The sequence below is a fragment of the Azospirillum sp. TSO22-1 genome, assembly GCF_003116015.1.
Classification (GTDB): domain Bacteria; phylum Pseudomonadota; class Alphaproteobacteria; order Azospirillales; family Azospirillaceae; genus Azospirillum.
The window spans coordinates 20324-43723 of sequence record NZ_LGQZ01000133.1 but is presented as its reverse complement, the minus strand read 5'-3'; the positions used below and the strand labels follow the sequence as shown (position 1 = coordinate 43723).

Here is a 23400-nt window from a genome sequence, read left to right as displayed (position 1 = left end):
TTTTCCTCCCCGTCCGCTCAGGCCGCCACGGGCGCCGGCTTGCGGCTCGGCGCCGGGACGCCCAGGTCGATCACCTTCAGCACGGTGCGGATGCGCTGCTTGGTGCCGTCCTGGAACGCGATGGTGGTGTCGACGTCGATGGCCTTCTGGTCGGCGTAGATGGCGTCGATGATCGTGCCGTACTTGTCGTTGATGACGTTGCGCCGCACCTTGCGGGTGCGCGTCAGCTCGCCGTCGTCGGCGTCCAGCTCCTTGTAGAGCAGCAGGAACTTCGAGATCCGCTGCGCCTCCGGCAGGCCGGCGTTGATCTTCTCCACCTCGGCGCGCACCATTTCGTACACTTCCGGCTTCGACGACAGATCGGAATAGGTGGTGAACGAGATGCGGTTCTTCTCCGCCCACTTCGACAGGATCGAGAAGCGGATGCAGATCATCGCCGACAGGTAGTCGCGCTTGTCGCCGAGGATGACGGCCTCGGCCACGTACGGCGAGAACTTCAGCTTGTTCTCCAGGTACTGCGGGCTGAAGCGGTCGCCGCGGGCGGTGGTGGCGATGTCCTTGATGCGGTCGATGATGACCAGATGCTTCTTCTTGTCGAAGAAGCCGGCGTCGCCGGTGTGCATCCAGCCATCGCGCAGGTCGGCGCTGGTCGCCGCCTCGGCGCGGTAGTAACCGGCGAACATATTGGGATGCCGGGTGACGATCTCGCCCACGCCGTTGTGGTCGGGGTCGATGACCTTCACCTCGATGCCGTCGTCGAACGGCACGCCCACCGTGTCGAAGTCCACGTCGGCGCCGCGGTGCACGGTGTAGGCACCCATGGTCTCGGTCTGGCCGTAGATCTGCCGCAGCGGCACGCCCAGCGCCTGGAAGAACTTGAAGGTGTCCGGCCCCAGCGCCGCGCCGCCGGTGGCCGCCGAGGTCAGGTTGGTGAAGCCCAGGCGGTCGCGCAGCGCGCGGAACAGGATCTGGTCGGCCAGCCAGGACCGCTTGCCCTGCGCCAGCGCCTCCAGGCCCAGCTTCATGCCCAGCTCGAACATCTTCTGCTTGAGGGGCGAGGCGTCCATGACGCGGGCGCGCACGTCGGCGGCGATCTGCTCCCACAGGCGCGGGGCGAACAGCACGAAGCTCGGCCCCACCTCGCGGAAGTCGTGCATCATCGTCTCGGCTTCCTCGACGAAGTTGACGCGCATGCGCGACACCATCGCCATGCCGACCGCGTAGACCTGCTCCATGATCCACGACAGCGGCAGCACCGAGACGTACTCGTCCTCCGGCCCCTTCGGGTCGGCCGACAGGTAGCTGGCGCAGTGCCGGATCAGCCGGCCGGCCGGCAGCATCGCCAGCTTCGGGTTGGACGTGGTGCCGGACGTGGTGCACAGCACCGCCACGTCCTCGCCCGTGCCTTCGGCGACCAGCCGGTCGTACAGGCCCGGCTCGCGCGCCAGCAGCTCGTCGCCCATGGCCACCAGGTCGGTGGCCGGCATCAGGCGCGGGTCCTGGTACTTGCGCATGCCGCGCGGGTCGGAATAGACGATGTGCTTGACCGTGTGGATGCGCTCGCCGAGGTTCAGCAGCTTGTCGACCTGCTCCTCGTCCTCGGCGAAGACGACCTTCACGTCGGCGTAGGTGATGAGGTAGGCGACCTCCTCGTCCAGCGCGTCGCGGTAGATGCCCAGGCTCATGGCCTGCGCGGCGTGGGCGGCGATCTCGCCCATCACCCAGTCCGGCCGGTTGTCGCCGATCAGCCCGACCACGTCGCCCCGGCCGACGCCAAGTTGGCGCAGGCCCAGCGCGAAGGCGCGCACGCGGTTGTGCATCTGCGCCCAGGTGATCGGGTGCCAGATGCCGAAGTCCTTCTCGCGCATCGCCACCTCGCCGCCATGGTCGCGGGCGTGCAGGGCGAGCAGCTTGGGCAGCGTGTCGTGCAGGACGAGATCGGGAAGCGGATGGCTGGTCATCACGCGACCTCCTGCTGTTCGGTGCCCGAGGGTGCCGTTTCTTCTTCGTCCTCCTCGCCGAGGTAGGCCTGCTTGACGCGCGGGTCGGCGAGCACCGCCTCGGGCGAGCCCTCGGCGATCTTCTTGCCGAACTCCAGCACCATCACGCGGTGCGAGATGTCCATGACCACGCCCATGTCGTGCTCGATCATCACCACCGTCATCCCCCACTCCTCGTTGAGGTCGACGATGTAGCGGGCCATGTCCTCCTTCTCTTCCAGGTTCATGCCGGCCATCGGCTCGTCCAGCAGGATCAGGTCGGGCTTGAGCGCCACGGCGCGCGCCAGCTCGACCCGCTTGCGCAGGCCGTAGGACAGCGTGCCGGCGGTGGCCTTGCGGACGTGCTGGATCTCCAGGAAGTCGATGATCTCTTCGACCTCGCGGCGGTGCGCCAGCTCCTCCTTGCGCGCGCCGGTCAGCCAGTACAGCGAGCCGGTGAGGAAGTTGTTCTTCAAGAGGTGGTGGCGGCCGACCATGATGTTGTCGAGCACTGTCATGTGCCCGAACAGCGCCAGGTTCTGGAAGGTGCGGCCGATGCCCAGCGACGCCCGGTGGTTCGGCGTCATGTCGGTGATGTCGCGGCCGTTGAAGTAGACGCGCCCGCTGGTCGGGCGGTAGCGGCCGGAGATGCAGTTGACCATCGAGGTCTTGCCGGCGCCGTTCGGGCCGATGATCGAGAACAACTCGCCCTTCTCGATGCGGAAGCTGACGTCGGTCAGCGCGCGCACGCCGCCGAACTGCAGCGACACGTCGCGGGCTTCGAACATAGCCGTGGTCTGGGCGGTGCCGGCGTTCATGCGGGCCTCCGATTCGCGGCGGCCGGGAGGCGGAGGCAGGGCAAGCGGCGCGGCTGCGGCGCACCGGTCGCGACGGGACTGAGGGCGGCGGAACTGAGCAACGTGTTTCTCCCCGAACGGCGCCTGGCCTTGTTTTCTGCGGCCCGACCGGCCGCTGGGCGGTGGTCGGGAAGGCGCTTCGTTTGCTTGTCGGCGGCGACGATACACGATCCGTACGGTACCGTACAGTGTGGTGTTGTGATCAATCGTCGCAGCGGATTGTGCGCATGCACACCGGTGCGCGGCCCGCGCAAACGCAGGCGCGGAGCGGGGTCCGGGGTGTGGGGATGGTCTGGGTCATGCGCGGTCCTCCCTGGTCGGCTGCCTTGGCGCCGGCCCGTGGAGGGGCGGTCGCTGGCGAAGCTTCTGTGCGGAACGCCCGCTGTGCGGAGGGTCCGCAGTTGGATTGATCATAGGTTTCAATTGTAACGATCCGCAACCGAAATCACCGGGCGGTCCCTTGAGTGGACCGTTCCCGTGCCCGGATGCGCGCGCTAGAGTGCCGGCCGCGAAACGGATGGACAACACGGACCATGGTCGAGGAAGCGACGGAGGCGGCGCGGCCGGTCCCCGAGGACTACGGGCTGGAGGCCGGCGACCTGCGCCTCTGGTATTCGCCGGGGCGGGCCGGGGCGATCCTGATGGTGGGGGCGACGCTCGGGCTGGCGGTGGAGCGCGCGTTCGACGGCGCCGCGCACACGCTGCCGCAATGGCTGGGCGCGGCGGTCGGGTTCTTCTACGGGGCGCTGCTCGGCGGTTTCGTCGGGCTGGGGGCGATGGTGCTGCTGATCTGGTGCGACCCGCTGTTCGGCCGCGTCTGGCCGACCTACGGGCGCCTGCGCCGCTACCGCGAGGCGCTGGCCGAAGCCCGCGCCGCGGAACGCCACCACCACGCTTAACCCGCAAATCCCGCGGGAGGGAGGGCGGCGAACGCTGTTGTACGTGGATGGATGTCCGCAACGGCAGGGGGGAGCCACCATGCCCTTTTCCGATTTCGCGCGCGCCCCGCTGCTGGCGCTGGCCGTCATGCTGGTGATCCCGCCGGCGCACGCCGCGTCCTGCCCTGATCCGAACTCGCTGGCGGTGATCGGCGGGGTGGAACTGTCCGACCTCGACGACCTGATCGAGCGGCCGGTCACCAGCGCCGAGGGCCATCTGGTCGGCGTGGTGCGCGACGTGGTGCTCGACCCGTGCGGCACGCCGGCCTCGCTGGTGGTGGCGCTGCCCTACACCCGCAAGGACGTCGCCATTCCCATTAACCGGGTGCGCTACAACCCCGACAGCGAGATCCTGCGTCTCGACGGCCTGACCGACGCCGCGGTCGCCGCCCTGCCGCCGACCAATGGCGCGGCGATGTCACTGGACCGGCGATAGCAACCACGGCTCCTCATGAGGGGAGGCGCGCGCCCGTTGCCGAGTCAGTCACCACGAAGACACGAAGGCACGAAGATGGCAGGCGCGCGCTCCCCACCTTCGTGGCTTCGTGTCTTCGTGGTGAAAGCGTGGCCGGCACGCCGCGCCGTTGCCTGTGGAGGCATCCCTACTTCAGGAGACCGAGCATGAGCCCTTATCCGCCGCCTCGGGAACCCGACAGCCCGATCCCGGCGCCGATGCCCGACCCGACCGGCCCCGACGTCCCGCCCAACGCGCCCCCGGTGCCCGGCGAGCCGCAGCCGCCGATGGCCGGGTGAGAGCAAGCGGAGCCTCAAAACGATTGCCGGGCGTGTCGGGATTTGCTAGGATTATAGTCTTGGCGGCCGTGCTGCGTCCGGGGCGGACGGGAGTGTGGACTGAACACCCCCTGCACACTGTTCCACGGTGTTCCACACTGTTCCATTCCCGCCCCTTCACCCCAGCCCCGCCCGCGTCCGCAGCGCCGGGTCGCGGATGGTCAGCTCCTGGCCGGACAGATCGTCGGCGTCCGGCGTGCACAGGTAGACGATGGCGCGCGCCGGGTCCTCCGGCTTGGCGAGGTCCTCGCGCTTCAGCTTGCTGACCTCGTTGATGCCGGAGGCGCGGATCTGCCCCTGCATCTCGGTGTCCACCACGCCCGGCTGGAAGCCGAAGACGCGCAGCCCCTCGCCGCCATACTCCAGCGCCAGCATGCCGGTCAGCATCGCCAGCCCGGCCTTGCCGCTGCAATAGGCCGACCAGCCCTCGACCGGCCGGTGCGCCGCGCCAGAGCTGATGTTGACCACCGTGCCGCGCCGCGCCAGCAGGGCCGGCAGCGCCGCCCGCACCACGTTGTAGGAGCCGCCCAGGTTGATGGCGAGGTTGCGGTGCCAAGCTGCGGGGTCGGTGTCGCCGAGCCGGCCGATCGGATCGACCACGCCGGCGTTGTTGACCACCACGTCGATGCCGCCGAACCGCTCCACCGTCTCGCGCACGACGGCCTCGACCGCGGCCCAGTCCGACACGTCGCAGGCGTGCATGCGGTGCGGCTCGCCCAGGCCGGTCTCCGGCACGCCGCGGGCGAGGCCGACGACGGTGGCGCCGGCCTCGGCCAGCGCGCGGGCGGCCGAGAGGCCGATGCCCCGCGAGGCTCCGGTGACGAGGGCGACCTTTCCGTGCAGATTCGGCATCACTGACTCCCCGTTGAGGATGGCAGAAGCGGCTCGACGGCGGCTCCCGGTCCGCTAGATTGTGTGCTCACCCGCCACGAGACAAGAGCGACCGCCATGCTCCCAGCCGCCCCCGTCCTTGCCCCTGTTCTCGGCCGCGCCGAAGCCGGCTTCGACGCCTCCGTCGGGCGCCTGTGTGACCTGCTGCGCATCCCCAGCGTCAGCACTAAGCCCGATCACGCCCCCGAGGTGCGCCGCGCCGCCGACTGGCTGACGGCCGAGCTGGCGGGGCTGGGCTTCGACGCCTCGGTCCGGCCGACCGCCGGGCACCCGATGGTGGTCGCGCACCACCCCGGCCCCGGGGGCGAAGACGTGCCGCACATCCTTTATTATGGCCACTACGACGTGCAGCCGCCGGAACCGCTGGAGCTGTGGGACAGCCCGCCGTTCGAGCCGACCATCGTCGAGGGGCCGCACGGCCCGCGCGTCGTCGCCCGCGGCGCGGTGGACGACAAGGGGCAGGTGATGACCTTCCTCGAGGCGTTCCGCGCCTGGCACGCCGTGCACGGCACGCTGCCGGTGCGCGTCACCGTGCTGCTGGAGGGCGAGGAGGAGACCGGCAGCCCCAGCCTGATGCCCTTCCTGCGCGCCAACGCGGAGGAGCTGAAGGCGGACGTCTGCGTCATCACCGACACCAACTCCTGGACCATCGACACCCCGGCCATCACCACCCGCCTGCGCGGCCTGCTGTACGTCGAGGTGACGCTGCACGGGCCGAGCCACGACCTGCACTCCGGCCTGTACGGCGGCGCGGTGCTGAACCCGATCAACGCGCTGACGCGCATCCTCGGCCAGATCCACGACGGGCAGGGGCGGGTGCGTTTCCCCGGCTTCTACGACGGTGTGCGCGAGCCCTCGGCCGAGGAGTTGGCGATGTGGCGCGACCTCGGCTTCAGCGAGACGGACTTCCTGGCCGGCGTCGGCCTGAAGACCCCGGTCGGCGAGGCCGGGCGCTCGGCGCTGGAGCGGCTGTGGGCGCGGCCGACCTGCGACGTCAACGGCATCTGGGGCGGCTACACCGGGGCGGGGGCCAAGACGGTGATCGCCGCCAAGGCCAGCGCCAAACTGTCCTGCCGCCTCGTGCCGGGACAGGATCCGGACGCGGTGCTGGCCGGCCTGCGCGCCTTCCTCGACGAGCGCACGCCGCCCGACGCCCGCTGGGAGGTCCAGAGCTTCGGCCAGTCGCCGGGCCTGCAGGTGCCGACCGACTCGCCCTACCTGCGCGCCGCCATGGCCGGGCTGGGCGATGTCTACACCAACCGTCCGGTGCTGATCGGCAGCGGCGGCTCCATTCCGGTGGCCGGCTACATCAAGGACGCGCTGGGCTTCGATTCGATCTTCGTCGGCTTCGGGCTGGAGGACGACCGCATCCACTCGCCCAACGAGAAGTTCGAGCTGACCTGCCTGAAGAACGGCATCCTGTCGCACGTGGCGATGCTGGCGCGCTTCGCCGAGCTGCGGCGATGAGCCGGCTCGACGCCCCGGCGACCGGCCGCAACCGCGACCCGATCCTGGCGGTGCTGCGCCGGGTGCTGCCGGCGCGGGGCACGGTGCTGGAGGTCGCCGGCGGCACCGGCCAGCACGCTGCCCATTTTGCGGAAGCGTTGCCGGACCTCGTCTGGCAACCGACCGACCCCGACCCGGCGCACCGCGCCAGCATCGCCGCCTGGACCGAAGGCTTGCCCAACGTCCGCCCGCCGCTCGCCCTCGACGCGACCCGCCGGCCCTGGCCGGTGGAGCGCGCCGACGCGGTGCTGTGCATCAACATGATCCACATCGCCCCCTGGGCGGCGTGCCTGGGGCTGCTGGCGGGAGCGGCGGAAATCCTGGCGTCGGGAGCACCCCTGGTGCTCTACGGTCCCTACCGCCGCGGCGGGGCGCACACGGCGCCGAGCAACGCCGCCTTCGACGCCAACCTGCGCGCCCGCAACCCGGAGTGGGGCGTGCGCGACCTGGAGGCGGTCGCACACGCCGCCGCGGGCTTCGTGCTGGACGAGGTCGTGGAGATGCCGGCGAACAACCTGACGGTGGTGTTCCGGCGGGCTTAGCGGTCCACCACCGCGCGCACCAGCTGCGCCGGGGTAGGGGCCGGTGCCGGGACAGGGGTCGGCAGGCTGCGCGCCGGCTTCGGCTCCAGGCGCTTCACCGTGCTGGCGTTGGCGGGCGCGGTCGGCGCCGGGGCGGGCGTCGCCGCGCTGACCGACACCTCGTCGTAGATGCCCGGGTGGACGCGCACGGTGCCTTCCGGTTCCACCGTCGCCGTCCAGTAGACGAAGCGCACCGCCACCGCCGACGGCAGGCCGACCGTCTTGGTCTGGCCGCTGTCCAGCTGCTTCTGGATGGCGGCGGAGTCCAGCTTGGCGGGGCGCAGCAGCGTCTCCGCCACCTGCCGCGCGTCGGCGAGGCGCACGCAGCCCGAACTGGCGGCCCGCAGGTCGCGGTCGAACAGCTTGGGGTCGTTGGTGCCGTGCAGGAAGATGCCTTCGCCGTTGGTCAGGTTGAAGCGGAAGCGGCCCAGCGCGTTGTCGTCGCCCGGACGCTGCACGATGCGGATGCGGCCGGGATCGACCGACCACCAGTTCACCGTCTCCGGCACCACCTCGGCGCCGTCCAGGTAGACGATGGCGTTCTTGACGCCCGTGTTGCCCTTCTTGCGCAGCACCGGCAGCTTGTCCTCGACCAGCACGGTGGGCGGCACCGTCCAGGTCGGGTTGATGGTCACGCTGGTGACGCGGTCCTGCAGCAGCGGCGTCTGCCGGCTCGGCCGGCCGACCACGGCGCGCATGGTGAACTGCAGCTTGCCGCGCTCGACGTAGGTCACCGTCTGGCTCGGCAGGTTGACCAGCAGCACGGTGTCGGGGACGGTCGGCTGGAACGTCTTCATCGCCGCCGCGGCACCGCGCATCAGCGAGGCGGCCTCCTTGGGCGTGCGGTCGAGCCCCTGGCGCGTCACCTCGCCGACCTTGCCGTCGGGCATCAGCCCCTCGGCCAGCTGGAAGGCGCGCACCGCGGCTTCGAGGGTGTCGTCGAAGCTCTCGGTCCACTGGTCGGCGGGCAGGAAGCCCATCTCGATCAGGCGCGTCGCGACGCGGCCGACGCGGTCGGCGCTCTTGGCGCGCTGCGGCAGCGTGAGCGGCTGCGGCGCCGGGCCGGCGGGCAGCGCGAAGGTGCCGTCGACCTGAAGCTCGCCGGGGCTGGACGGCGTGTAGGCGCCCTCCGGTTGCACCGGGCCGGGCACCGGCACGTCCACCATGCCGCCGTCGCCCTTCTTCAGCACCATGCCGTAGCCGACGCGGGTGGCCTTGACCTTGGGCGCGGTCTCCAGCTCGGTCGCGCGCTGCTCCAGGCGGGCCAGCCAGGATCCGACGAGGTCACGGGCCGAAGGGGCCTGGGCCTGCGCCGGGGCGGCGAGCGCGGAGGAGACGGGCGCCAGGAGGCCGGCGACGAGGCCGGTCGTCAGTCCCAGCCGCCGGACGGAGCGTGCGCAGGAGCGAAGAGCGTTCAGCATGGCCGGAGCATCCCACGACACATCTAAAAATGCAGCTAACGCGGCGACGGTTTGTCGCGGGGCTGGTCTGCCTTGAACGCGGGTGTGGCGCAAGTGACATATCCGGGACGTCCCGCAAAGCATTGGTAAAGTTTTGTTAATCGCTTGCGGCCTAAACCGGGCGACCACACCAGCCCCGGGCCCATCATGCCGCGATCGCCGTTTGGTTTCGTCCTGCCCCTCCTGTTGTCGTTCGCGGTCGCCGCACCGCTGTCCCTGACGCCGCTGGAGGCGGCGGCGAAAACCAAGACCGCGACGAAGGCGACGGTCCACAAGGCGTCCGCCAAGAAGAAGGGTCACAAGGCGGGCAAGGCCGCCGTTGCGGGCTTCCATCCGGTGCACGCCTCGGTGCTGATGGACGCCAAGACCGGCCGCGTGCTCGAATCGAGCAACGCCGACACCACCACCTACCCGGCGTCGCTGACCAAGATGATGACGCTGCTGCTGGCCTTCGAGGCGGTGGAGCGCGGCGCGCTGCGCCTCGACCAGGAGCTTCCGGTGTCGCGCAACGCCTGCAACCAGAAGCCGTCGCGCCTGGGCGTCGTGCCGGGCGGCACGATCCGGGTGGAGGACGCCATCCTGGCGCTGACCGTCAAGTCGGCCAACGACGTGGCCGTCGTGCTGGCCGAGGCGCTGGGCGGCAGCGAGCAGGCCTTCGCCGAGAAGATGAACGCCAAGGCGCAGGCGCTGGGCATGACCGGCACCACCTTCAAGAACGCCTCCGGCCTGCCGAACCGCGAGCAGCGCACGACGGCGCGCGACATGGCGCGACTGGCCCGCGCGGTGACGCTGCTGCCGCCGCGCTACTACGCCATGTTCGGGCGCACCAGCTTCACCTGGAACGACACCGTGGTGGCCGGCCACAACCGCCTGATCGGCAAGGTCGAGGGCTACGACGGCATCAAGACCGGCTTCGTCAACGCCAGCGGCTTCAACCTCGCCGGCAGCGCCAGCCGCGACGGCCAGCGCCTGATCGCCGTGGTGCTCGGCGGCTCCACCGCCTCGGTCCGCGACCGCGAGGTCGCCGACCTGCTGGAGAAGGGCTTCCGCACCACCAAGGACACCGTCGCGGCGCGCTGAGGCGAACCCTCGCGCGCCCGCGCTGTTGAACCCCCACGGGCCCATTGGCAGCCGGTGGGGGAATGGTCGACACCGCACGCATTTCGGACGACAGCGCGGAGGCGGACCGCCGCCGGGCGGCGGTCCAGGCGCTGCTGCGCTACGGCACCGGCCTGCTGATCCTGGCGCTGCTCGCCGCGGCGCTGGTGATCCTCAACCGCTGGCTGGAGCACACCAGCGTCGCCGACATCCGCCGCGCCATCGCCGGCATCGGCAGCCGCCAGCTCGCCTGGGCGGTGGGGGCGGCGGCGGTCAGCTACTGGCTGCTGACGCTGTACGACGTGCTGGCGCTGCACCACATGCGGCGCCGGCTGCCCTACCGCTGGATCGCCTTCACCGCCTTCACCAGCTACGCCTTCAGCCACAGCCTGGGCTTCGCCAGCATCATCGGCACCACGGTGCGCTACCGGCTGTACGCGCCGTTGGGGCTCGGTGGGGTGGACGTGGCGCAGGTGACGCTGTTCGTCGTCACCACCTTCACCCTCGGGCTGGCGGTGGTGATGCCCATCGTCATGCTGCTCGACCCGTCGGCGCTGAAGGCGCTGCACATCGCGCCGGAGGCGGCGACGCTGTTCGGCGGCGGCGCGCTGGCGCTGCTGACCGCGTACGTGCTGGCCGGCGCCTGGATCCGCCGGCCGTTCCTCATCCGCGGCCACGCCATCGCCTTCCCGAAGCCGTCGGTGGCGGTGGGGCAGCTGCTGCTCGGCCTGTGCGACCTGTCGCTGGCGGCGGCGGTGCTCTATCTGTGCATGCCGGCGTCGGAGGCGGTCAGCTACATGGACGTGGTGGTCGCCTTCGGGCTGGCGCTGGTGGCCGGCATCATCAGCCACGTGCCGGGCGGCCTGGGCGTGTTCGATGCCATCGTGCTGGTCAGCCTCACCCCGGAGATGCCCGGCAACGACGTCATGGCCGGGTTGCTGGTGTTCCGCCTGATCTATTATCTGGCGCCGCTGGTGCTGGCCGGGCTGATGTTCGGCGCGCTGGAGGCGTTCCAGGCCCGCCACCGCATCCGCAGCACGTCGCGCGGGCTGAACGCCGTCGTCAGCCCGGTGGTGCCGCTGGTGCTGGCCGCCTGCACCTTCGTGACCGGCGCCTTCCTGCTGTTCGCGCGGGCGACGCCGGACGAGGTGCTGCCCTCGCCGTTCGGCGCGGTGTCGCTGCCGCTGGTGGAGATGTCGCACTTCACCGGCAGCGTCGTCGGCGTGCTGCTGATCCTGCTGTCGCACGCCATCCAGAAGCGGCTGCACGCCGCCTGGGTGGTGTCGCTGGCGCTGCTCGCCACCGGGTGCCTGTCGTCGCTGCTGATGAAGGGCGGCGACTGGCGCGAGGCGGTGGTGCCCGGCCTGATCTTCCTGGCGCTGCTGCCGGCGCGCACGGAGTTCTACCGGCGCGGCGCCATCCTGGCGCAAGGGCTGTCGCCGGCGTGGTTCGTCGCGCTCGGCGTGGCGCTGGCCAGCGCGCTGTGGCTCGGCCTGTTCTCCTACAAGCACGTGCAGTTCGGCGACGAGCTGTGGTGGCACTTCGCCCTGCACGGCGACGCCTCGCGCTTCCTGCGCGCCTCGGTCGCTGTGGGGGTGATCGCGCTGGCCGCCGCGGTCATCCATCTGGTTGGCGCGGCGTCGCGCGGCCGCGGCGCCGACTGTCCCTGAGTGCGGGAACCATTGCGTTCCGGTGCGGTTGACCCCATATGCTGCACTGCAACATAATGTGGGGCGAACGCCCCGCGAAAGGATGGCTTCCTTGCTGAATCTCGGCCAGACGACCGAAAAGCTCGCCCGTCAGCGCCGCCAGTGGCAGGCCTTCAAGGCCGCCGCGGACCGCATGCAGAAGATGCCCGGTGGCGCGGGCGGCCCGTTGACCGAAGTGACGGACTTTGGCCCCAACCCCGGCAACCTGCGCATGCTCACCCACGTGCCGCCGCGGCTGCAGCGGTCGGCGCCGCTGGTGGTGGTCCTGCATGGCTGCACGCAGACGGCGGCGGGCTACGGCTACGGGTCGGGTTGGGTGGACCTCGCCGACCGCTTCGGTTTCGCCCTGCTGCTGCCCGAGCAGCGGCGCGACAACAACGCCAACACCTGCTTCAACTGGTTCGAGTCCAAGCACGCTCGCCGGGGCTCCGGCGAGGCCGAATCGATCCGCGCCATGGTGGCGCACATGGTCGCCGACCACGGCCTCGACCGCAGCCGGGTCTACGTCACCGGACTGTCGGCCGGCGGCGCCATGACCTCGGTGATGCTGGCGACCCACCCGGAGCTGTTCGCCGGCGGCGCCGTCGTCGCCGGCTTGCCCTACGGCGCAGCCGGCTCGGTGGGCGAGGCGTTCGACGCCATGTTCCAGCCGCGCAGCCGGCCGCGGCAAGCGTGGGGCGACCTCGTCCGCTCCGCGTCCCCGCACGGCGGGCCGTGGCCGCGGGTGGCGGTCTGGCACGGCGACGCCGACGCCACGGTGCTGCCGCGCAACGCCGACGAGGTGGCCAAGCAGTGGCTCGACCTGCACGGTCTCGGCCCGGTTCCGGATGTGGAGCGCACCATCGGCGTCCACACCGAGCGGGTCTGGCGCAACGCCGCCGGCGAGCCGGCGGTGGAACTGCACACGCTGTCGGGCATGGCGCACGGCGTGGCGGTCTGCCCGGGCGAGGGCGACGGGCGCTGCGGCAGCGCCGGGCCGTTCATCCTCGACGTCGGCGTCTCCTCGACGTGGCGGATCGCCGAATCCTGGGGCCTGACCCGGGGCGTACCGGAGGTGGAAGTACGCGGCCCGGTGCCGGAGATGAAGCCGCAGCCGCAGCCCTCCCATGCGGAGCATGCGCTGGGCGCCCGGATCCAGTCCGTGATCACCAGGGCGCTGGAGGCCGCCGGGCTGATGAAGCGCTGACGGAACGTCCGCCCGCCCTCGCGCGTTGCTGAGGCCACACGGTTTCAGGAGCGTTGAGTATGGACATCGACAAGAAGACGATCGCCGGGGCCGCCGCCGCCGTGGCGGTCGGCGTGGCGGGGGCGGTGGCCTACACCGCGCTGAAGGGCGGTGCGGCCAAGAAGGAACGCCCGCCGCAGGGCCAGGGCAAGCGCCGGGGCGAGGCGCCGCCGGCGCCCACCGGCCCGGTCAACCTCAATCATGCGACGCCGCATGACCTCATGTCGCTGAAGCACATCGGCAAGGCGCGCGCCAAGCGCATCCTGCACGCCCGGCCGTTCAAGTCGGTGGACGACCTGGTGAACCGCGGGCTGGTGCCCGCCGAGGTGCTCGCCCCGGTGCGCGACCGCCTGACGATCTGACGGGGAAACGCAGCAGGGTGGCCGCATGGCCGCCCTGCTCCGGCTTTGCTTGCCCGCGGCGGGGTGTCGCACCACACTCTGCCGATGCCCTATTCGCACGACCTTCCTCCACGGACCCGGGACGTCCGCTTCGCCGAGTTCGTCGGCCTCATCGCGCTGCTGATGGCGATGACCGCGCTCTCCATCGACATCATGCTGGTGGCGCTGCCGGACATCGCCGGCGCCTACGGCGTGCTGGAGCCGAACGACCGGCAGCTCATCATCACCGGCTATATGCTGGGCTTCGCGGTGGGGCAGCCGTTCCATGGGCCGCTGTCCGACCGCTTCGGGCGCAAGCCGGTGCTGGCGGTCGGGCTGGTGATCTTCGCGGCGGCGTCGCTGGGCGCGGCGCTGGCGCCGGGCTTCGGCTGGATGCTGGCGTTCCGCGCGCTCCAGGGGTTCGGCGCCGCGGCGCCGCGGGTGGTCGCCATCGCCATCGTCCGCGACCGCTTCGTCGGCCGCGACATGGCGCGGGTGATGTCCTTCGTCATGATGGTGTTCATCATCGTGCCGGTGATCGCCCCGGCGATCGGCGAAGGGATCCTGCTCGTCTCTGCGTGGCGGTGGATCTTCGGCGCGCTGTTCCTGGTCGCCGCCGCGGCGCTCGGCTGGGCGGCGCTGCGCCTGCCCGAGACGCGGCCACCGGAGGACCGGATGCCGCTGTCCGGCGCCGCGCTCGGCCACGCCTTCGCCAAGGTGGTGACGACGCGCTGGACGCTCGGCTACACCGTCGCCATGGGGTTCATGTTCGGCGGCCTGCTCAGCTACGTCGGCAGCGCCCAGCAGATCTTCGTAGACGTCTACGGCCTGGGCGAGCTGTTCCCGGTGGCCTTCGGCGCCATCGCCGGCGTCATGGCGCTGGCCTCGCTGACCAACACGCGGCTGGTCGGCCGGTTGGGCATGCGGCGGGTGTCGCACGTGGCGCTGCTGGTCCAGGTCGCAGCCTGCGCGGCGATGGCGCTGCTGGGCTTTCCGGAACACCCGCCGTTGCTGGTGCTTGGCGTCTTCATGGCGGTGGTGTTCTACTGCTTCGGTCTGATCGCGCCGAACTTCAACGCCATGGCCATGGAGCCGCTGGGGCACGTCGCCGGCATGGGGTCGTCCTTCATCGGCTTCTACACCACGGCGGCCGGGGCGTTCTTCGGCTGGGTGATCGGGCACGCCTTCGACGGCACCGTCCGGCCGCTGATCATCGGCTTCGCCGCGCTGGGCGTGGCGGCGCTGGCCACCGTGCTGGTCACCGAGCGCGGCCGGCTGATGCAGGTGCGCGACGGCGGGCCTTAGGACTCGCCGGCCGCAGCGAGGATCCGACGCGCCTTGCGGGCCATCGCCTCGTCGATCATCCGGCCGTTCACCACGCCGACGCCCTTGGCGTTCTCCGCCAGGATCAGGTGTGCCTCGGCGACCGCCTCGGCCGTGGGGGTGAGCGCGGCGTTGATCGGCGCCACCTGGTTCGGGTGGATCGCCGCCTTGGCGGTGAAGCCGAGGGCGACCGCGCGCTTGACCTCCTCGGCCAGGCCGTCGACGTCGCGCAGGTCGAAGAACGGCGAATCGATGACGCCGACGCGCGCCATGGCGGCGCCCACCACCACGCGGGAGCGGGCGGCTAGCAGCGGCTCCCACCCGACCGCGGCGCCGAGGTCGGCGGCGAGGTCGGCCGCGCCGAAGAACAGCGCCTCGACCTGCGGCGAGGATGCGGCGATGTCGGCGGCGTTCTCGACGCCGCGGGCGGATTCGATGAGCGGCACCAGGGGAACGCCGCCGAGGTGCCCGTCGATCAGGCGGACGATCTCGGGCGAATCGGTCTTCGGGATGATGACGGCGTCCGGCTTGGCGCCCGAGCGGATCAGCGCCAGCAGGTCCTCCAGGCCATAGGGTGTGGTCGGGGAATTGATGCGCAGCGCACGGGCGGTGTGCGCCCAGGCGTTCGGTTCGGACAGGAAATCGAGGGCGATCCTGCGCGCCTCATCCTTGCGATTGGGGGCAACGGCGTCCTCCAGGTCGAGGATCAGCACGTCGGCACCAGTGGCGGCGGCGCGCTCGAAACGCTCGGGCATCGTCGCCGGGGTGAACAACCAAGAGCGGCGGGGCATGGGGGTTCCTTCTGTCGAGCGCGTGTCTGTCTTGTAGCGCGTGTCTGTCTTGTATTGCCCCCACCCCTATTGCCCCCACCCCATCCCTCCCCCGCTATCGCAGGGGAGGGGGCAGAGGGCGGAGTTCCCTCCCCTGCGATAGCGGGGGAGGGTCAGGGTGGGGGCAAGTGGGTTCGCCGCAACACCATCATCCGCATCGGCTGATCGAACGCCGCTCTGCCGTCCTCGACCCGCGCCCCGGCTTCGAAAAGCCGGCGCATCTCCGTCTCCACGGCGGGCAGCCGTTCCCGTCGCGACCGGTCGGCGGCGACCACGCTGTCGATGAACTGGGCGAAGTCGCGGAACCTCACGGTGTTGAGGTACACCGTCTCCAGTTCGGGCACGAGCCCGGCCGGCGGCTCCCGCAACGCCTCGTACGCCGCCGCGCGCACCGCCGTCTCGTCCTCGACCGGCTTGAGCACCGCGAAGTACGCGCCCTCCGCCAGCGGCTCCACCGCAACAACCAGCCCTGCGGGGCGCAGCACCCGCGCCGCCTCGGCCAGTGCCGGGCGCATGGCATCGAGCGGCAGGTGGTGAAAGCTGTTGAAATACAGCACCGCGTCCAGCGAGCCGTCGTCAAACGGCAGCGCCTCGCCGCGGCCCTCGCGATAGGCCTCGCCGCCCGCCGGCTCGGCGGCGCGCGCGCGCGCCAGTTGCTCCGGACTCGGCTCCAGGCCGACCGCGGTCGCCCCCTCGCGGGTCAGGTGGCGGACCATGGCGCCGTCGCCGCAGCCGACGTCGGCCACCACCTTGCCGTGGAGGTCCAGCACCTCGGCCAGCATCGCCTTGTGGTTCGAGTGGAGCGGCGTGGTCATTCGGCGTCCAGCGTGGCGGTCATGGCGACGAAGCCCTGGTGGTCGCGGATCCACAGCTCCGCCCCGCCGTCGGTCGGCCGGCCGCAGACAGAGAACGGATGCACGTCGAACACCGGCCGGCGGGCGCGGAAGCGGAAGCCGGTCACCCGCGTTCCCGGATTGTGGCGCAAGTGGAGGTCGACCAGCAGCGTCGCCATCAGCGGCCCGTGCACGATCAGGCCCGGGTAGCCCTCCACCTCCTCGCAATACTTGCGGTCGTAGTGGATGCGGTGGCCGTTGAAGGTCAGCGCCGAGAAGCGGAACAGCAGCACCGGGTCGCCGGTCACCGGGCGCTCCCACTCCGCGACCTCCTTCGGCGGCTCGCCGGGGGCGGGGGCCTCGCCGGGCCTGGGCGGGTCGCGGTAGACGATATCGTGCACCTCGCGCACCGCCACTCCGCGCTCGGTCAGCACCTCGTGCACCACCTTGACGAAGACGAGGTCGCCGGAGCGGCCGGCCTTGTGCTCGACGTTCTCGATGGTCGAGCGGCGGCGGATCGCCTCGCCGACGCGGATCGGACCGTGCCATTGCAGGTCGCCGCCCGCCCACATGCGGCGCGGCAGCGGCACCGGCGGCAGGAAGCCGCCGCGGTGCGGGTGGCCGTCCTCGGCGATGTCGCGCTGCGGCGCCTGCGGCAGGAAGTACAGCCAGTGGCCGAGCGGCGGCACCTCGCCGGGACGCCAGGGCGGGTCGTCGTGGTCGAGCGTGCGCGCCAGCCCGGTGAGCGGCGCTACGGTGGCGACGTCCAGATGCTCCTCCTGACGGCCGATCCAGTCCTTGAGGGTGTCGAAGCTCATGGGGCGAATTCCTTGCGCAGGGCGTCCGAGTGCTTGCCGACGGCCGGGATGGGGCGAGCCTGGAACGCCGCGCCGCTCCGGCGCACCGGCGGCGCCACGCCCACCACCGGGCCGGTCGGGGTGTCCGTCGATATGCGCCGAAGCTGGCTGTGCGCCGAGAGGTCGGCGACGCTGTTGACGTCGCCGTAGGCAATGCCGCCCTTGCGCAGGCGCGTGTGCGCCTCGGCGCGGTCCAGGGTGGCGAAGACGGCGGCGACCGCAGCGTCCAGCGCCGGCCGGTTCGCCACCCGCAGCGGACCGGTGGCGTAGCGCGGGTCGGTGGCGAGGCCGGGCTGACCCAGCGCCTCGGCGCACAGCCGCACCCACTCGCGCTCGTTCTGGATGGAGATCACCACCTGATTCCCGTCCGCCAGGGTGAAGGCGCCGTACGGCGCGATGGACGGGTGGTTGAGCCCGACGCGCTCCGGTGCCTTGCCGCCGTAGTCCTGGTGCAGCAGCGGCACGGTCATCCAGTCGGCGATGGCGTCGAACAGCGACACCGCGATGCCCTGGCCTTCCCCGGTGCGCTCGCGCTCATAGAGGGCCTGGAGGATGCCGGCGTGGGCGTACATGCCGCAGGCGATGTCGGCCACCGACACGCCGACCCGTCCCGGCCGCTCCGGCGCGCCGGTGATCGAGGCCAGCCCGGTCTCGCATTGGATCAGCAGGTCGTACGCCTTCATGTCGCGGTACGGGCCGTCCTCGCCGTAGCCGCTGATGTCGCAGGTGATCAGGCGCGGGTGCTTCGCGCGCAGTTCCTCCGACCCGAAGCCGGCGCGTTCCGCGGCGCCGGGGGCGAGGTTCTGCACCAGCACGTCGGCGTGCGCGATCATCCGGTGCATCAGCGCGGCGTCGTCCGGGTTCTTGATGTCGAGGACGACCGATTCCTTGCCGCGGTTGAGCCAGACGAAGTAGGCGCTCTCGCCGTGCGCGACGTGGTCGTAGGCGCGCGCGAAGTCGCCCTCCGGCCGCTCGATCTTGATGACCCGCGCACCCGCGTCGGCAAGGCGCGACGTACAGTAGGGAGCGGCCACGGCCTGCTCCAGGGCGACGACGAGAATCCCGTCCAATGGGGTGTGCATGGCTCAGAACGATTTGGGCATCTTCAGCGCGTGGGTCGCCACGTGCGAGAGGATGAGGTTGGTGGAAATCGGCGCGATCTGGTAGAGGCGCGTTTCGCGGAACTTGCGCTCGATGTCGTATTCCTCGGCGAAGCCGAAGCCGCCGTGCGTCTGCAGGCAGGTGTCCGCGGCCCGCCAGGACGCCTCGGAGGCCAGCAGCTTCGCCATGTTGGCCTCGGTGCCGCAGGGCAGGCCCCTATCGAACAGCTCGATGGCCTTGCGCACCATGAGGGCCGCCGCCTCGGTCTCGACGTGGTTGCGGGCGATCGGGAACTGGACGCCCTGGTTGGTGCCGATCAGCCGGCCGAACACCTCGCGCGTGCTGGCGTAGGCCGACGCACGGTCGATGAAGAAGCGGGCGTCGCCGATGCACTCCGAGGCGATCAGGATGCGCTCGGCGTTCATGCCGTCGATGATGTAGTGGAAGCCCTTGCCCTCCTCGCCGATCAGGTTGGCGGCGGGGACCCGCAGGTCGTCGAAGAACAGCTCGGTGGTGGCGTGGTTGATCATCGCGCGGATCGGCCGGATGGTCAGGCCCTTGCCGAGCGCCGCGCGGATGTCCACCAGCAGCACGCTCATGCCGTCGGTCGGCTTCTTCACCTGATCGCGCGGCGTGGTGCGCACCAGCAGCACCATCAGGTCGGAGTGCTCGGCCCTGCTGATCCACACCTTCTGGCCGTTGACCACGTACTCGTCACCCTCGCGCCGGGCGAAGGTGCGGATTCGCGTGGTGTCGGTGCCGCTGGTCGGTTCGGTGACGCCGAAGGCCTGGAGTCGCAGTTCGCCCGACGCGATGCCAGGCAGATAGGCGCGCTTTTGCGCCTCGCTGCCGTGCCGCAGTACCGTGCCCATCGTGTACATCTGCGCGTGGCAGGCGCCGCCGTTGCAGCCCGAACGGTGGATCTCCTCCAGGATCGCCGAGGCAGCGTCCAGCCCCAAGCCGGAACCGCCGTACTCCTCGGGGATCAGCACGGAGAGGAACCCGGCCTCGGTCAGCGCTCGCACGAACTCGGTCGGGTAGGCGCGCTCGGCGTCGAGCGTGCGCCAGTACTCCCCGGGGAAGCCGGCGCACAGCCGGCGGACGGACTCGCGGATCTCCGGATGGGTTTCGTTCGTCGTGGCCACGGTTGCCTCCAAAAACCTTTGCAAAGAGTACTGGGTCGACTACGATATTCGTCAACGCTATAGTTATTATAACAGTTATAACAAGTCGGCATAGGCCTTGGGGCATGGACTTCCGGCAGCTGAGATACTTCCTGCACGTGGCGGAGATGCAGAGCCTGTCTCGGGCCGCCTCCGTGTTGCGGGTTGCCCAGCCGGCGCTGTCCCGTCAGGTCAAGGCGCTGGAGGACGAGTTGGGCGTGCCGCTGCTGCGCCGGCACGGCTGGGGCGTCACGCCGACGCCGGCCGGGCAGGTGCTGATGGACCACGCCCGCATCGTGCTGAAGGAGGTCGGCGCGGCGCGCGACGCCGTGCTCGCCTACCAGTCGGAGCCGTCGGGGACGCTGAGCTTCGGCGTGCCGTCGTCGCTCGGCCGGGTGCTGCTGCCAGGGCTGGCGATGCGGTTCCGCGAGCGCGCGCCGAAGGTGCGGCTGCATCTGGTGGACGGCTTCAGCGCCACCATCCACGAGTGGCTGGTGCAGGGCCGGCTCGACCTCGCCGTGCTGTACGACACCAAGACGACGGACGGCCTCGTTTCCGCGCCGCTCCTGGAGGAGGAGATGGTGCTGGTCGGCTCCGGCGGCCGGTTGGCGGCGCTGGACGGCGTCACCCTGGCCGAGGTGGCGGCGCACGAGCTGATCCTGCCCGGCCGGCCGCACCGGCTGCGGCTGCTGGTCGAGCAGGCCTTCGCCGAGCACGGCCTCGACTGCGAGCCGGTCATCGAGGTGGACGCGCTGTCGGCGCTGATCGAGCTGGTGCGGGTCGGCGAGGCCTGCACGCTGCTGCCGCGCTCCGCCGTGCACGGCCTGCTGGAATCCGGCGAGCTGAGCGCCGCCGCGGTGGCGCCGGCGATCCGCCGCTCGCTGGTGCTGGCCCGGCCGCAGGCCCGCGTGCCGACCCCGGCCAGCGAGGCGCTGGAACGTGTGGTGGTCGACTTCATCCACACCCTGGCCGGCCCGCTGGGCTGGGAGCTTCGTTACCGGATCGCCGAGGAGACCGCATGACCCCGCTTCTGTCCGACCTCCGCGTGGTCGAGGTGTCGGCCTTCATCGCCGCACCGCTGGGCGGCATGACCCTGGCGCAGCTCGGCGCCGAGGTGATCCGCATCGACCCGATCGGCGGCAACATCGACTACCGCCGCTGGCCCCTGGCGCCGAGCGGCGACAGCCTGTACTGGGCCGGCCTCAACAAGGGCAAGAAGTCGGTCACCCTGGCGCTCAACACGCCCGAGGGCCGCGAGATCGCCGGCGCGCTGATCACCGCGCCGGATCCGGGCGGCGGCATCCTGCTGACCAACCTGCCGGCCAGCGGCTGGATGGGGTACGAGGCGCTGTCGGCCCGGCGCGCCGACCTGATCATGCTGCGCCTGACCGGCAGTTCGGACGGTACCGGTGCGGTGGACTACACGGTCAACTGCGCCAGCGGCTTCCCCATGGCGACGGGCGAGGGGGCCAAGCCGGTCAACCACGTGCTGCCCGCCTGGGACATCGCCGCCGGTCTCTACCTCTGCACCGGGCTGCTCGCCGCCGAGCGGCTGCGGGCGCGGACCGGCACGGGACAGGAGGTGGTGCTGGCGCTCAGTGACGTCATGCTGGCGAGCGTCGGCAATCTGGGCTACCTCGCCGACGTGCAGGTCAACGGCACGGTGCGGCAACCGCTCGGCAACGATTTGTACGGCGCCTTCGGGCGCGATTTCCCGACGAAGGACGGGCGGCGGGTGATGGTGGTCGCCATCTCCAATCGGCAGTGGAAGGCCATCGGCACCGCGACGGGCCTGAGCGAGCGGCTCGCCATGATTGGGCCGCTGATGGGTGTTGATCTGGGCACCGAGGGGGGACGGTTCGAGGCGCGCGAGGCCATCGGCGCGGTGCTTGGCCCCTGGTTCGCGGCGCGGACGCTGGACGAGGTGCGGACCGCGTTCGCCGGCAGCGGCGTGCTGTGGGGGCCATACCAGGACTTCGGTCAGCTGGTCGCCGAGGATCCGCGCTGCAGCCCGGCCAACCCGATGTTCCAGGAGGTCGAGCAACCCGGCGTCGGGCGCTGGCGCATGCCGGGCGTGCCGCTGGCCTTCGCCGCTGTGCCGCGCGAGGCGGTGCGCCCGGCGCCGCGGCTCGGCCAGCACACCGACGAGATCCTGGCCGAACGGCTCGGCCTGTCCAGCGCCGAGATCGGCCGCCTGCATGATACCGGCATCGTCGCCGGGCCGGAGACAGCCTGATGCAGCCCAACGACTACCGCCCCGCCCTCGCCGCTGCCGAGGCCCTGGCCGCCGAAGGGCGCCGCACGCTGCGTGCCCTGGTCGCGCCGACCGGCCGACCGAGCGCCGAGGACCTGGAGGCGCACCAGTTCGCTCTGCACGGGCTGGCGTGGCAGGCGACCTACGTGGAGGCGCTGCGCCAGCTGCTTGGCTGGGCCGGGCGGCTGGAGGGGCAGGGGGCGCTGGGTGCGGTGGAGGCGGCGATCCTGCGCCTCGGCTTCGCAGAGTACCTGGGCCAGCTCGCCGGCGGCATCCCGATGAGCCAGGTGGAGATGGTCCGCCCCGACGACCTCGGCGTGGCACCGGAGGCGGTGGCGCGCTTCGTCTCCGAATCCGGACTGGCACGGATCGCCGAGCCGGGCGCCCTGCGCGCCGCGCGGCTTCTGTTGGGCAACGCGGCGGCGGAGGGGCGGTACGGCGCGCCGGCTTACGGCGACGAGACGCTGGCGATGATGGCCGACCAGTTCAGCCGGTTCGCCGACGCCGAGGTCGCTCCCTTCGCCCAGGAGTGGCACCGGAAGGACCAGCTCATTCCGCTGGAGTTGCTGGAGCATATGGCCGAGATGGGCGTCTTCGGCCTGACCGTGCCGGAGGAATACGGCGGCCTCGCCCTGGGCAAGACGGCGATGTGCATCGTCTCCGAAGCGCTGAGCCGCGGGTACCTGGGCGTCGGCTCGCTCGGCACGCGGGCGGAGATCGCGGCGGAGCTGATCCGGCTGGCCGGCACGCCGGAGCAGAAGCAGCGCTGGCTGCCGGCCATCGCGTCCGGCGCGATCCTGCCGACCGCCGTGTTCACCGAGCCGAACACCGGCAGCGACCTCGGGGCCTTGCGGACCCGTGCGGTGCGCGACGGCGACGTGTACCGGATCTACGGCGCCAAGACCTGGATCACGCACGGCGCCCGCTCCGACGTGATGACGCTGCTGGTGCGCACCGACCCGGACGCCGAGGGCTACCGCGGCCTGTCCATGCTGCTGGCCGAGAAGCCGCAGGGCAGCGAGGAGAATCCGTTCCCCGCCGAGGGGATGAGCGGCACGGAGATCACCGTGCTCGGCTACCGCGGCATGAAGGAGTATGAGATCGGCTTCGACGGGTTCGTCGTGCCGGTCTCCGGCCTGCTCGGCGGGGTCGAGGGGCAGGGCTTCAAGCAGCTGATGGAGACCTTCGAGAGCGCCCGCATCCAGACCGCGGCCCGGGCGCTGGGCGTGGCGCAGAACGCGCTGGAGCTGGGGGTGCGCTACGCGGCCGAGCGGCAGCAGTTCGGCAAGCCGATCCTCTCCTTCCCGCGGGTGCACGGTAAGGTGGCGTGGATGGCCGTGGAGACGATGATGGCCCGGCAGCTCTCCTACTTCGCGGCGCGCGAGAAGGACTCCGGGCGGCGCTGCGACATCGAGGCGGGGATGGCCAAGCTGCTGGCCGCCCGCGTGGCGTGGAGCAACGCCGACGCGGCCGTGCAGATCCATGGTGGCAACGGTTATGCCGTGGAGTATCCCATCAGCCGGGTTCTGTGCGACGCGCGGATCCTGTCAATCTTCGAAGGTGCCGCCGAGATCCAGGCGCAGGTGATCGCTCGCGGCCTGCTGACCGGCCAAAACTGAGAAC

22 protein-coding genes are annotated in these 23400 nt (G+C 71.1%); 13 read left to right on the top strand and 9 right to left on the bottom strand.

Annotation, left to right across the window (positions count from 1 at the left end; all coding sequences use genetic code 11):
* Positions 1-17: 17 nt before the first annotated feature.
* Both TSO221_RS28800 and TSO221_RS28795 read right to left on the bottom strand, forming a co-directional pair.
* The gene (locus TSO221_RS28800; protein ID WP_109121945.1) at positions 18-1961 is read right to left on the bottom strand and encodes a long-chain fatty acid--CoA ligase; all 1944 of its coding nucleotides are present in this window, start codon (positions 1959-1961) and stop codon (positions 18-20) included.
* Positions 1961-2797: an ABC transporter ATP-binding protein gene (locus tag TSO221_RS28795; RefSeq protein ID WP_199229669.1), complete on the bottom strand. Its 837-nt coding sequence runs from the start codon at positions 2795-2797 to the stop codon at positions 1961-1963. Before TSO221_RS28795 ends, TSO221_RS28800 begins: the two co-directional genes overlap by 1 nt.
* A 572-nt stretch (positions 2798-3369) precedes the next feature.
* Between TSO221_RS28795 and TSO221_RS28790 the strand changes: the two genes are divergently transcribed.
* From TSO221_RS28790 to TSO221_RS36895, 3 genes are all read left to right on the top strand, one after another.
* On the top strand, positions 3370-3735 hold the full coding sequence (locus TSO221_RS28790; RefSeq protein ID WP_109121944.1) for a hypothetical protein: 366 nt from the start codon (positions 3370-3372) through the stop codon (positions 3733-3735).
* Positions 3736-3814: 79 nt separating this feature from the next.
* On the top strand, positions 3815-4210 hold the full coding sequence (locus tag TSO221_RS28785) for a PRC-barrel domain-containing protein (RefSeq protein WP_109121943.1): 396 nt from the start codon (positions 3815-3817) through the stop codon (positions 4208-4210).
* Between the two features lie 185 nt (positions 4211-4395).
* Positions 4396-4527 carry a hypothetical protein gene (locus TSO221_RS36895; RefSeq protein WP_282187841.1) on the top strand — a complete coding sequence of 44 codons (132 nt, stop codon included), beginning with the start codon at positions 4396-4398 and terminating at the stop codon, positions 4525-4527.
* Between the two features lie 156 nt (positions 4528-4683).
* Here the strand turns inward: TSO221_RS36895 and TSO221_RS28780 are convergent, their stop codons facing one another.
* Positions 4684-5418: an SDR family oxidoreductase gene (locus TSO221_RS28780; RefSeq protein ID WP_109121942.1), complete on the bottom strand. Its 735-nt coding sequence runs from the start codon at positions 5416-5418 to the stop codon at positions 4684-4686.
* A 96-nt stretch (positions 5419-5514) separates the two neighbouring features.
* Between TSO221_RS28780 and TSO221_RS28775 the strand changes: the two genes are divergently transcribed.
* Both TSO221_RS28775 and TSO221_RS28770 read left to right on the top strand, forming a co-directional pair.
* A complete protein-coding gene (locus TSO221_RS28775) occupies positions 5515-6924 on the top strand; it encodes a M20/M25/M40 family metallo-hydrolase (RefSeq protein ID WP_109121941.1) in 1410 nt (469 codons plus the stop codon).
* Positions 6921-7505: a DUF938 domain-containing protein gene (locus TSO221_RS28770; protein WP_109121940.1), complete on the top strand. Its 585-nt coding sequence runs from the start codon at positions 6921-6923 to the stop codon at positions 7503-7505. Before TSO221_RS28775 ends, TSO221_RS28770 begins: the two co-directional genes overlap by 4 nt.
* On the opposite strand, the gene TSO221_RS28765 is transcribed toward TSO221_RS28770, so the two are convergent.
* Positions 7502-8965 carry a L,D-transpeptidase family protein gene (locus TSO221_RS28765; RefSeq protein ID WP_109121939.1) on the bottom strand — a complete coding sequence of 488 codons (1464 nt, stop codon included), beginning with the start codon at positions 8963-8965 and terminating at the stop codon, positions 7502-7504. The genes TSO221_RS28770 and TSO221_RS28765 overlap by 4 nt on opposite strands.
* A gap of 186 nt (positions 8966-9151) precedes the next feature.
* Between TSO221_RS28765 and TSO221_RS28760 the strand changes: the two genes are divergently transcribed.
* The 5 genes from TSO221_RS28760 (at position 9152) to TSO221_RS28740 (ending at position 14721) form a co-directional block, all read left to right on the top strand.
* Positions 9152-10084: a D-alanyl-D-alanine carboxypeptidase family protein gene (locus TSO221_RS28760; RefSeq protein ID WP_109121938.1), complete on the top strand. Its 933-nt coding sequence runs from the start codon at positions 9152-9154 to the stop codon at positions 10082-10084.
* 62 nt (positions 10085-10146) lie between these two features.
* Positions 10147-11772: a lysylphosphatidylglycerol synthase domain-containing protein gene (locus TSO221_RS28755; RefSeq protein ID WP_109121937.1), complete on the top strand. Its 1626-nt coding sequence runs from the start codon at positions 10147-10149 to the stop codon at positions 11770-11772.
* Positions 11773-11863: 91 nt separating this feature from the next.
* Complete coding sequence (locus tag TSO221_RS28750) at positions 11864-12997, top strand: PHB depolymerase family esterase (protein ID WP_199229668.1); 1134 nt, start codon at positions 11864-11866, stop codon at positions 12995-12997.
* A 59-nt stretch (positions 12998-13056) separates the two neighbouring features.
* Positions 13057-13398, top strand: a complete 342-nt coding sequence (locus TSO221_RS28745) for a helix-hairpin-helix domain-containing protein (RefSeq protein ID WP_109121936.1) — start codon at positions 13057-13059, stop codon at positions 13396-13398.
* Positions 13399-13461: 63 nt separating this feature from the next.
* Entirely contained in the window at positions 13462-14721 is a 1260-nt protein-coding gene (locus TSO221_RS28740) for a multidrug effflux MFS transporter (protein WP_247878311.1), read from the top strand.
* Here the strand turns inward: TSO221_RS28740 and TSO221_RS28735 are convergent.
* The 5 genes from TSO221_RS28735 to TSO221_RS28715 all read right to left on the bottom strand — a co-directional run bounded on the left by TSO221_RS28735 (position 14718) and on the right by TSO221_RS28715 (position 19505).
* Positions 14718-15530: an aldolase/citrate lyase family protein gene (locus TSO221_RS28735; protein ID WP_109121934.1), complete on the bottom strand. Its 813-nt coding sequence runs from the start codon at positions 15528-15530 to the stop codon at positions 14718-14720. The two genes, TSO221_RS28740 and TSO221_RS28735, sit on opposite strands and share 4 nt — an antisense overlap.
* Positions 15531-15682: 152 nt before the next feature.
* Positions 15683-16384 (bottom strand): class I SAM-dependent methyltransferase, encoded by a 702-nt coding sequence (locus TSO221_RS28730; protein ID WP_109121933.1) that lies wholly within the window; start codon positions 16382-16384, stop codon positions 15683-15685.
* Positions 16381-17220 (bottom strand): MaoC family dehydratase N-terminal domain-containing protein, encoded by an 840-nt coding sequence (locus TSO221_RS28725; RefSeq protein WP_109121932.1) that lies wholly within the window; start codon positions 17218-17220, stop codon positions 16381-16383. The genes TSO221_RS28730 and TSO221_RS28725 overlap by 4 nt, the downstream gene beginning before the upstream one ends.
* Complete coding sequence (locus TSO221_RS28720) at positions 17217-18341, bottom strand: CaiB/BaiF CoA-transferase family protein (protein ID WP_109121931.1); 1125 nt, start codon at positions 18339-18341, stop codon at positions 17217-17219. Before TSO221_RS28720 ends, TSO221_RS28725 begins: the two co-directional genes overlap by 4 nt.
* A gap of 3 nt (positions 18342-18344) precedes the next feature.
* On the bottom strand, positions 18345-19505 hold the full coding sequence (locus TSO221_RS28715; protein WP_247878310.1) for an acyl-CoA dehydrogenase family protein: 1161 nt from the start codon (positions 19503-19505) through the stop codon (positions 18345-18347).
* Between the two features lie 104 nt (positions 19506-19609).
* On the opposite strand from TSO221_RS28715, the gene TSO221_RS28710 reads away from it, so the two are divergent.
* The 3 genes from TSO221_RS28710 to TSO221_RS28700 are packed head-to-tail and all read left to right on the top strand — an operon-like array spanning position 19610 to position 23396.
* The gene (locus TSO221_RS28710; RefSeq protein WP_109121929.1) at positions 19610-20545 is read left to right on the top strand and encodes a LysR substrate-binding domain-containing protein; all 936 of its coding nucleotides are present in this window, start codon (positions 19610-19612) and stop codon (positions 20543-20545) included.
* Positions 20542-21759 carry a CoA transferase gene (locus tag TSO221_RS28705; RefSeq protein WP_109121928.1) on the top strand — a complete coding sequence of 406 codons (1218 nt, stop codon included), beginning with the start codon at positions 20542-20544 and terminating at the stop codon, positions 21757-21759. Before TSO221_RS28710 ends, TSO221_RS28705 begins: the two co-directional genes overlap by 4 nt.
* The gene (locus tag TSO221_RS28700; RefSeq protein WP_109121927.1) at positions 21759-23396 is read left to right on the top strand and encodes an acyl-CoA dehydrogenase family protein; all 1638 of its coding nucleotides are present in this window, start codon (positions 21759-21761) and stop codon (positions 23394-23396) included. Before TSO221_RS28705 ends, TSO221_RS28700 begins: the two co-directional genes overlap by 1 nt.
* Positions 23397-23400: the final 4 nt, after the last annotated feature.